Genomic DNA, 9,323 nt, shown 5'->3' with positions numbered 1-9,323 from the left:
CCCTGCAATATAATCTACTCCCATAGCCAAAAGTGTGAGTAGCAAAAATATTATAAGGGTTCCCCAACCTATGACTTGAAAACCAGTTGCCCATGCATAAACCAAAGTACCAATAAACACCAATCCTGTTCCCGGCAAACCAGGTATGAAAATGCCCAATACGCCAATTACTATCAACGCTGTGCTCACTATAAAATATACTCCGTTCACAGTCCTTTCCCCCTATAGCCATTTATTTTATTATACGCCCATAAGAGAAAAAAGTTTGCTGCCAAATAAAATCTCGATGAAAAATTTAAGCTCAGGCATATGCCTAAGCTTAACCGTACTGCGATATTTGTTACATACCTGCTGCTTGTTTTACTGCTTTCTGATGGGCTGCGTTGACCTTATTAGTTCCATGGGTACGGCTATTAAGAAAATGGATATCGAAATGACCATCCATATTGTTTCCTTTAATGGTATCTAAATTGGTACCTTTCCCGTAACCACCACTTCGACCGCTTACTGTAACATTTTTGGGCTTTGAATCCAATCCTGCATGAGGCATACCTGCCATGGATGCAGCTATTCTTCTCCCACCCGTCACAACAATTACAGGTCTTCTGTTCCAACTCCAGCTTCCACCATATATTGATTTCATTATTTTAGTGTCTTCCGCCGTCAAAGTCTCACAGTCAGCATGTCTGCTTCCATAGGTTCTCATTACGTTAAAGCTTTTGCCTGTCCATAAATCAATAACCTGTGCTTCTGCTCCCCTGTAGAATATCTTTGAAGCCTCTTTCCACCAATCTAACAATTCTCCGTATTTGCTATCGCTTGTAGAATCGTATGTATCTTCTTTACGATCTATATCCCCTCTATCTGTAGTCACTTCCTGCTTTGGGGCAAAAAGCTTTGCGGCTGTCTTAGGACCCATAATACCATCTGCAACTAACCCATTGTTCTTCTGAAATTTTTTCAATGCGGCTTTAGTCTTAGAACCTGCAATACCATCTATTTTACCCTCATAGAGGCCCAGGTTCTTTAATACAGATTGTACATCTTTCATAGAATATGAATTGGTGCTTCCTCTGCTTACACTTGTTGTACTGCTTGTCCCAATCTTTGCCAAAGCTTTTAGTGTTTGATTTCCTGCAATACCGTCTTGCTTTAGCCCATTTTTTGCCTGGAACTTTAATACAGCGTTCTTCGTCTGATTACCATAATACCCTGTTGCATTTGAATTAAGGTAACCCAAGGATATTAGCTTTGTTTGAAGCTCTTTCACAGAGTTTCCTGTACTTCCAACCTTCAATATGTCTCCAAAAACAGGAGTCACCATAAACAAAGCCAATACCACAAAAAATAATAATAACCTGCTCTTTCTCATACTACTCTCCTCTCCTACGCTTACGAAGTTAGTTGTCAGTTTCGGGCAGAGGATGTCCGTTCTCAAAATGAGACTCAGCTAACAGTACGGCTCCTTATAGTTTACATAATTTTGAAACTTAAGGCAATGGTAATTTACACCAAGAAGTGGTATTCAATCACTTAACATATTCAATTTTGGGAGGTCCAGGGTCATATCTTTTATAAAAATAAAAGCAGCCCCTAAGGGCTGCCAGGTAAATCTTTACAAGTATTAAGCTATTTTTGCACTTTTTTCTACAGTGGCTGGAGTTTTAGGAGCTTTTACATATACATTGTAATATGCAAATGGCACTATGATGGCACCACCGATTATATTGCCTATTGTCACTGGAATCAAGTTGTTGAGCCAAATCTGTCCCCAAGTTATTGGCGCACCTAAGTACATTCCTAAAGGTGCAAAATACATATTAGCTACGCTGTGCTCAAATCCTATGAGGACAAATAGCATGATGGGGAACCAGCAAGCGAATATTTTACTAATGATATCCCTTCCACCAGTAGCCATCCAAACAGCCAATACAACAAGCATATTGCATAGAATACCTCTTATTACTGCTGCTCCAAAGGGTATAGCAACCTTTGCATTTGCTATTCCTATTGCCTTTTCTGCAGCTGCTCCAGTCATAAGACCAGAGTTAGCAACCAATAGTGCTAATATTACAGAACCAACAAAGTTAGCAATATAAACTACTACCCAGTTTCTTAATACATCTTTTAGTTTATAATTGCCATTTAAGCAGCCAAGAATCATCAGGTTATTTCCGGTAAATAGTTCAGCACCACAGATAACAACAAGCATTAAACCTACCGGGAAAGCCGCTGCAAAAATAAATTTGGACATTCCAACATCAATATTGGCATAAGTTTGTCCGATAGTGATTGCACCTTGGCCACCAAATCCTATAAATACTCCTGCAAAAATCCCCAGTATGATCATCTGCATGATAGAAAGCTTTGTTTTTGCTACGCCTGCGTCAATCGTGGCTTGAGCAATCTCTTTTGGTGTAAGTAGTCTCTTTTCCATCATTAAACTCCTTTCCAAAACGATAATAATAATGCCTTCTACTGTCATTTTAACATTTATTTCACAATCCGTCTATAAAATTTATCATAATTTTAACAATCTTTGCTAAATTATAACCTCCAGTTCACCAGAATTTGGATCCATTAAAAGTCCATGAACATTAACATCTTTGGGAACGAAAGGAGATTCTGTTATCTTTTTTACAGTTTCTATCACATTCTGTCTCTCGTCTTTTAAAATACCTATCCATTGTTCAATATCCAAGGAATCAACTTTTTCTTTTGGAATACCTCTGGCAATCATCTTTTCCCTGACTTCTCCCGGGGTAAGCTTCGACATTCCGCAATCCTTATGGCCTACCACATATACTTCAGATAGCCCCATAAGCACTGTTCCCACAGTTATGCATCTGATGATCTCATCGCATCCGTCTCTTATGATGTTTCCTGCATTTTTGAGTATTTTGATATCTCCTCTTTTAAAACCCATGGCAGGCTCTAAGAGTTCTATAAGTCTGGTGTCCATACAGGTAAACACCATAACATCTCTTTGAGCATGACCGCTTATCGGTTTGTCAAGACCCTTTGCTTTTCTTTCTTCAACAAATCTTTTGTTGTGCTCCAAAATACTGTTTAACATAGAGACCTCCTTGCATTTTTTTTCTCATTATTTCGTTTGTTAATTATCAAATTAAGCCAAAGCCAAGGGCTCCAGCTTATTACCATATGATTAAGGGTATTCCTTAAATGCCACGAAATAACCACAAGGGTCACAGGTAGATATGAAGCATTCCCTGAAATGTTACCAAATTATCCTTTCCCTGCCTGTATATACATTCATTCTCTGGCCTCTAGCAAATCCTACTATAGTCATATTTAATTCCATTCCCATCTTCAGTGCCAGATCCATAGGCGCAGACCGGGATACAACAGTGGAGATTCCTCTTTTGCCTGCTTTTAAGAGCATTTCTGACGAAATCCTTCCGCTGGTCAGAAGAAGCATCTTGGAAAAATCTACATCTTTCATAAACGCTTCTCCCAGCACCTTATCCAAAGCATTATGTCTTCCTACATCTTCCTGAAAAAACAGAATCTCCTCACCTTGACTTAAAGCAGCACTGTGGACTCCACCAGTGCTTTGAAAAATCTGAGATTTTGCTGCAAATTCTTTCATTAGGTACAAAATTTTATCATAGCTTATCTTTAAGTCGCTATTGATTATACCACAGTTCATTGAATCATATATGTTGTAAAATATAGTACCTCTTCCGCATCCTGTAGTTAGCATTCTTTTGCCCATGAAATATTTAGCCATATCTTTTGAAGTTTTTGTCTTTACATAGGCTATGCCTTTAGATTGGTCTATCCTTATGGTACTAATTTCGTTTTTTGTCTTTATTATGCTTTCTGATAAAAGGAAACCTATGACTAAAAACTCTAAGCTGGCTGGTGAACATAATAATGTAACCAGTTCCTCATCATTAAGATATATAGTTAATGGATATTCAGTTACAACAATATCTTCTATTTCTTCTATGTTTCCTCTATCATATCTTGTTAATATTACTTGCCTGGTAAGCTCCATACATATCCTCCTGCTTCATAGCTCTGTAGATCATCAGATCCTTTTCCGTATTGATATTCATGAACATATTCCAATCGGGACTAAAGTTTCTGGCTTCCTCTTCTTCTATGTACAATACTTCTGCCATCCTGAGCAAACCGGAAATTTTCTTTTTTTCAGCCAGCATTCCTGCCTCTATCCTAGGAATCAAAGCTTTGCTATAAAAAGCATTAAAGGGTTCTATCCATTGGCCGTATTTAGTAATAACCGCTTCTGCTGTATACTTGCTTTCTTCTAACCTTTTGATCATGTATCTGATATAATCTTTATTAATATAGGGCATATCACAGGCTAATATATAATTGTACTGGCTTTGAGATTTCATAAGCCCTGCATGTATACCTCCTAAAGGTCCAAATCCTTTATATATATCCTCTATAATTTCAATATCTTTTCTACAATAGGCTTGTGGTTTATTGGTAACCAATATAACATTAGGAAATAATTCCTTTAAAGATTCTATTATGTGTTCGGTGATGCTTATTGAACCGATATCTATGAATTGCTTATCAAATCCCATGCGTTTGCTGTTTCCTCCAGCGAGAACTATAGCAGTATCTATTGAATACATATTATCACCCGATTCTGAAAATTCACATCTATTCATATTGTACAATAGGAAAACTCTTATTACAATGGAATAAGTTAAATAAATAACAAAAATAGGGCAAGAGTGTTTACTTTACTCTTACCCTATTATTTCTATCTAAGAGAAGACAGCACTGCTGACTTACTGACTATTCCCTTTAACCTTTGATCCTCATCTACTACCGCAATTGGATATTTAGATTTAGCTGTTAACTGCAATATATCAACTATCAAAGTATCCCTAAGAATTGTATAGATTTCTCTATCAATAAGATCAGAAATAGGAATGTTTTCTTTTCTAGCCCGTATAGCATTATCTATAGAAATAACGCCTAACAGCTTCATAGAATCATCTACCACGTAAGCAGTAGACACATCGTTACGGCTTAATTCTTCAATGATATGAACCGGTGCATCCTTTTCCCTGACCATACATCTCGGTGTAATCATAACATGTTTAGCACTGAGAACCTTTGATTTATCTGCACTGTCAATGAACTTTGACACATACTCATCCGCAGGATTTAGTGACATGTTCTGTGGTGTGTCTATCTGAATAATCCTTCCATCCCGCATAATTGCTACAGTATCACCTAATTTAAATGCTTCATTGATATCATGAGTAATAAAAACCACAGTCTTTTGAAGTTTTCTTTGTATAGAAAGCAGCTCAAATTGCATATCTCTTTTTACCAGTGGATCCAAAGCGGAAAAAGGTTCATCCATAAGCAGCACTTCCGGATCATTGGCAAGAGCCCTTGCCAATCCAACCCTTTGTTTCATACCTCCTGACAAACTGCTTATAGGTTGATGCTCCCATCCTTCCAAACCTACTAAGGATATCATCTCTAAAGCCTTTTTTTCCCTTTCCTCTTTGGGAACTTTCTTTACCTCAAGACCATAGGCTACATTTTCTATAACTGTTCTATGATTCATAAGTCCAAAGTTTTGAAAAACCATAGATATTTTGTTGCGCCTTAAATCTAATAATTCCTTCTTGCTAAACTGATCTAAATCGTTATTCTGAAAATATATTTTCCCTGAAGTAAGCTTATTGAGCTTATTTAAACATCGAATAATTGTTGACTTTCCCGAACCGGAAAGCCCTATTATCACAAATACTTCTCCTTTTTTTATTTCAAAGGATACATCCCAAAGGGCCACTGTGACCCCTGTTTTTTTATAAACTGTATCCTTATCAGCGCCTTCCTTCATAAGCTTTATAGCTTCAGATCTATTTATTCCATAAAGCTTCGTAGCATTTTCTACTTTTATTATGGCTTCATCTTTCATTGCTGCTCCGCCTCCTTCCTTTTCACCAATCCTTGAGTGAGGCGGTCTAAAATAATAGCTACAATTACGATGCATATGCCTGGCATAAGTGCCTTGCCCATTTCTGTTCGATTAGTGGCTAAAAGTATCTCCATTCCCAGTCCGTTAGCACCTATCAATGCGCAGGTCACAACCATAGACATAGCCATCATAATGGTTTGGTTCACTCCGGTCATGATAGTAGGCATGGCTTGGGGTATTTGTACTTTCACCAAGGTTTGGAGATTAGTAGAGCCGAAAGCTTTTGCCGCTTCTACTACTTCTCCGTTCACATGGATAATACCGTGACTTGTCATTCTAATCATTGGCACAACAGCATATATGGTTGTTGCCATAAGGGCAGGTGTCTTTCCCGTACTAAATAACATTACCGCAGGAACCAAATATACGAAAGTAGGCATGGTCTGCATTAAATCCAGAATTGGTCTTATGATACTTTCTGCTCTTTTATTCATTGCAATAAGCACCCCTAAGGGGAATCCTAATATGACAGAAAGGATTACTGACGCAATTACAATGCTCAACGTTTCCAACATATGATCCCAAAGTCCGCAAGAACCGACAAATATCAGCATTGCACCATATAATAGCCCTACTCTTTTTTTTCCACTTATTCTCCAGCCAAGTATCATAACAATTATTATAAGGAGCCACCAGGGGATAATAGCAAGAAGCCAATTTATCCCCTTTATTGATGTGATTACAAAATTCCTGATTGCTGTAAGAATCTCTCTTTGTTCTCGGCTAAAAGATTTTATCCAAAGGTCAATGGTATCGCCTACATCAAACTGCCACTCCTTAGGAAAATGTAATAGATAATCCTTCAAACGCTCGTCCTCCTTTTTAGAGTGTATCAGTTAAGAGCTTCTCTAACTTTTTCAGCTCTTTCTGCAGGCAGCCATTCATCCAATAAGTAGTCATTTTCCTTTAAAAACCACTTCGCTGTTTCCTCATGGGTAGCTCCTGTCTCATCTAAATATGCCAAAGCTTCACTTATCAGTTGACTGCCTGTTTTATATTTCTGGAAGAATTCCAGAAGATCCGGAGCTTTTTCAGCAAATTTATTGCTGCTGACAATCTTTAGTTCTTGTTTAGGGAACTCACACTTGCCTTCTAAATATAGAGCCGGGTCGTAGGGTGCATCCTCCAAAAGAACCAAATCTAGCTTTCCAGTTATCCATGTTGGTTCATAACAATAACCTACCCACGGTTCCCCTAGATTATATGCTGAAGCCAATGAAGCAAATAATGCGGCTTCGCTGCCTAATCTCACATAGTTATATGATTCATCCAGTCCATAATACTCATACTTTTTGTACAATATCTCATCTGCCATCCATCCTGGAATTGAGCCAAAAATTCTTCCTCTTTCGGGCTCTTCATCGTCAGGAAATATGTGAGCATATTTCTTTAAGTCTTCTACAGTTTTGAGATCAGGTGCCATAGGCTCTATGCCTCGTTCAGGATCCCCTTCTATAACATATCTTGGAACATATAAACCTTGAGCACTATCTGGTACCAAAACACCTACATCTACGATGTCCCCATTGGCTACATCCTCAGGATATGTAGCTACATTATCTGTCCAACTTTCAATGTCTAAATCCACATCTCCGGCTATGATAGCCTGCCAGTTCATTGTGGAAGACCCTGTGGATACTTGAAAATCATAGTTATCGTATCCATTTAACACAATAAACTTAGCTATCTCGTTATGTAACATCTGGCTGTCCCAACCATTGTTTGTTACTGTTATAGTCTTAATTTCAGATTGTTCATTACTGCTGCAGCCTCCCAGTACTGCAGCTATACTAATTGCCAGCATTAGCAATAATGCAATACCTCTTTTCATAAATAACATCCCCCTTCACGATTTTAACTAACAACCTTTATATTATCATAAGGTTGTTACTTTAGTCAAATTAACTGGTCTAAATAAAAAAATACCTCCAGGTAGATAATCTAATTCTTAATTAACTAGACTGTCTACTTTGGAAGTATCATATCAAAGAATATCATATTATGTTGATTATTATATTTATAATGCTTTTTTAACAAAATAGGTACCTATATACCCTTTCAGGAGAATTCTCATCTCCAACAAAATATATGGAATCTCCTTCTATAAATACAGCATAGGGACCAGGTGACATTAGCAATTCATTGTTTCTTTTAATCGCTACTATGGTTGCTGAGGTATGGTGCCAAAAGTTTATATCGCTTATGGTTTTACCTAAAAATTTACATTTTCCGTCGATAAAAATTTCATATGGTATAAAGGGATTGCTAGCTTTAAAACGTTCTGTCTTATCCATAAGTATCCCGATCATTTCCCTCAGATTCTCATTCTCCTTGTTCTGACGTTCTATAGAGCCAATTATATCTCTTTTCAAGTCCTTCATAGTTTGAATATCTGTATACTGTCTAACATATTTCAAAGCTTTTTCGCAGGATTTGATTATTACTCCACTGCCCTTGGTGACTTCCACTATTCCCACGTCTGATAGAATACTTACAGCCCTCCTGGCAGTTTCTGAAGAAACACCATATTGGCTTGCTAAAGCTGAACGGGTATAAAGCTTATCTCCTACTTCATAATGCCCGCTTATAATCTTTGAAGAAATATCCAAAGCAATCTGCTGATATATAGGACTTGACAAGTCAATATTTTTATCCATTTGTTTCAACTCCTCATGCAATAAGGGTTTTTAATAAATTATACCATACTTTTAAAAAATCATTCCATCTAATAATGTTCTAATCAATAGAAAAAAAGGCGCTCCTACGAGCACCTTTTATATAATTTATATTAAACTGCCTTTTCTAAATTTACTGCACATACCTTGTATTCAGGTATCTTGCATTTCGGATCAAGAGCTGCATTGGTCAATGTATTAGCAGCGCCTTCAGCAAAGTGGAATGGTATGAATACCACTGAATCTTCTACTATATCGCTTACTTTTGCTTTTACTGTGATGGTTCCTCTTCTTGAAGTCACCTTTACTTTATCTCCATCATTGATGCCTAGCTTGGCAGCAGTATCAGGATTTATCTCTACATAGCTTTCCGGAACTTTCTTGTTGAGGCCTTCAACCTTACCTGTCATTGTCCTTGTATGATATTGATACAATACCCTGCCTGTAGTCAGGATCATGGGATATTCATCATCAGGCAATTCTGCCGGGTCTTTGTATTCTATACCCATAAATAGACCCTTTCCTCTTGAGAATTTGCCGCCATGGAGATAGGAAGTTCCAGGATGATCCTTGGTTGGGCAAGGCCATTGTATACCTTTATCTTCTATTCTCTCATAGTCTATGCCTGCATAGGATGGTGTTACTGA

The 9,323-nt window shown here is 37.6% G+C and carries 11 protein-coding genes; all 11 read right to left on the bottom strand.

Features of this window, described 5'->3' with window-relative positions:
* Positions 1–210 (bottom strand): DUF456 family protein (locus tag ACESM9_RS12380; protein WP_372999074.1); only part of this gene is annotated, 210 nt, incomplete at its 3' end.
* Positions 211–340: 130 nt separating this feature from the next.
* Positions 341–1,372 carry a peptidoglycan-binding domain-containing protein gene (locus ACESM9_RS12375; RefSeq protein WP_372999071.1) on the bottom strand — a complete coding sequence of 344 codons (1,032 nt, stop codon included), beginning with the start codon at positions 1,370–1,372 and terminating at the stop codon, positions 341–343.
* 252 nt (positions 1,373–1,624) lie between these two features.
* On the bottom strand, positions 1,625–2,437 hold the full coding sequence (locus tag ACESM9_RS12370; protein ID WP_372999068.1) for a formate/nitrite transporter family protein: 813 nt from the start codon (positions 2,435–2,437) through the stop codon (positions 1,625–1,627).
* Positions 2,438–2,542: 105 nt separating this feature from the next.
* Entirely contained in the window at positions 2,543–3,076 is a 534-nt protein-coding gene (locus ACESM9_RS12365) for a beta-class carbonic anhydrase (RefSeq protein WP_372999065.1), read from the bottom strand.
* 162 nt (positions 3,077–3,238) lie between these two features.
* Positions 3,239–4,021 carry a formate dehydrogenase accessory sulfurtransferase FdhD gene (gene fdhD / locus ACESM9_RS12360; RefSeq protein ID WP_372999062.1) on the bottom strand — a complete coding sequence of 261 codons (783 nt, stop codon included), beginning with the start codon at positions 4,019–4,021 and terminating at the stop codon, positions 3,239–3,241.
* Positions 3,984–4,667 carry a molybdenum cofactor guanylyltransferase gene (locus ACESM9_RS12355; protein WP_372999058.1) on the bottom strand — a complete coding sequence of 228 codons (684 nt, stop codon included), beginning with the start codon at positions 4,665–4,667 and terminating at the stop codon, positions 3,984–3,986. Before ACESM9_RS12355 ends, fdhD begins: the two co-directional genes overlap by 38 nt.
* Positions 4,668–4,762: 95 nt before the next feature.
* Positions 4,763–5,941 (bottom strand): glycine betaine/L-proline ABC transporter ATP-binding protein, encoded by a 1,179-nt coding sequence (locus ACESM9_RS12350; RefSeq protein WP_372999055.1) that lies wholly within the window; start codon positions 5,939–5,941, stop codon positions 4,763–4,765.
* Positions 5,938–6,807 carry an ABC transporter permease gene (locus ACESM9_RS12345; RefSeq protein ID WP_372999052.1) on the bottom strand — a complete coding sequence of 290 codons (870 nt, stop codon included), beginning with the start codon at positions 6,805–6,807 and terminating at the stop codon, positions 5,938–5,940. The genes ACESM9_RS12350 and ACESM9_RS12345 overlap by 4 nt, the downstream gene beginning before the upstream one ends.
* A gap of 26 nt (positions 6,808–6,833) precedes the next feature.
* Complete coding sequence (locus ACESM9_RS12340; protein ID WP_372999049.1) at positions 6,834–7,832, bottom strand: glycine betaine ABC transporter substrate-binding protein; 999 nt, start codon at positions 7,830–7,832, stop codon at positions 6,834–6,836.
* A 199-nt stretch (positions 7,833–8,031) separates the two neighbouring features.
* Positions 8,032–8,658, bottom strand: coding sequence for a GntR family transcriptional regulator (locus ACESM9_RS12335; protein WP_372999046.1), 627 nt, complete (start codon positions 8,656–8,658; stop codon positions 8,032–8,034).
* Between the two features lie 131 nt (positions 8,659–8,789).
* Positions 8,790–9,323, bottom strand: a 534-nt coding sequence (locus ACESM9_RS12330) for a molybdopterin oxidoreductase family protein (protein WP_372999043.1), incomplete at its 5' end; no start/stop codon positions are given.

The sequence above is a fragment of the Lutispora sp. genome (assembly GCF_041687175.1).
Taxonomy (GTDB): Bacteria; Bacillota; Clostridia; order Lutisporales; family Lutisporaceae; genus Lutispora.
This window is presented reverse-complemented; position numbering and strand designations above follow the sequence as displayed.

What these genes read in the sequence shown, in the direction of transcription:
- ACESM9_RS12375 (WP_372999071.1), bottom strand. Translation starts at nt 1,372, where the DNA reads ATGAGAAAGAGCAGGTTATTATTATTTTTTGTGGTATTGGCTTTGTTT.
- ACESM9_RS12370 (WP_372999068.1), bottom strand. Translation starts at nt 2,437, where the DNA reads ATGGAAAAGAGACTACTTACACCAAAAGAGATTGCTCAAGCCACGATT.
- ACESM9_RS12365 (WP_372999065.1), bottom strand. Translation starts at nt 3,076, where the DNA reads ATGTTAAACAGTATTTTGGAGCACAACAAAAGATTTGTTGAAGAAAGA.
- fdhD (WP_372999062.1), bottom strand. Translation starts at nt 4,021, where the DNA reads ATGGAGCTTACCAGGCAAGTAATATTAACAAGATATGATAGAGGAAAC.
- ACESM9_RS12355 (WP_372999058.1), bottom strand. Translation starts at nt 4,667, where the DNA reads ATGAATAGATGTGAATTTTCAGAATCGGGTGATAATATGTATTCAATA.
- ACESM9_RS12350 (WP_372999055.1), bottom strand. Translation starts at nt 5,941, where the DNA reads ATGAAAGATGAAGCCATAATAAAAGTAGAAAATGCTACGAAGCTTTAT.
- ACESM9_RS12340 (WP_372999049.1), bottom strand. Translation starts at nt 7,832, where the DNA reads ATGAAAAGAGGTATTGCATTATTGCTAATGCTGGCAATTAGTATAGCT.
- ACESM9_RS12335 (WP_372999046.1), bottom strand. Translation starts at nt 8,658, where the DNA reads ATGGATAAAAATATTGACTTGTCAAGTCCTATATATCAGCAGATTGCT.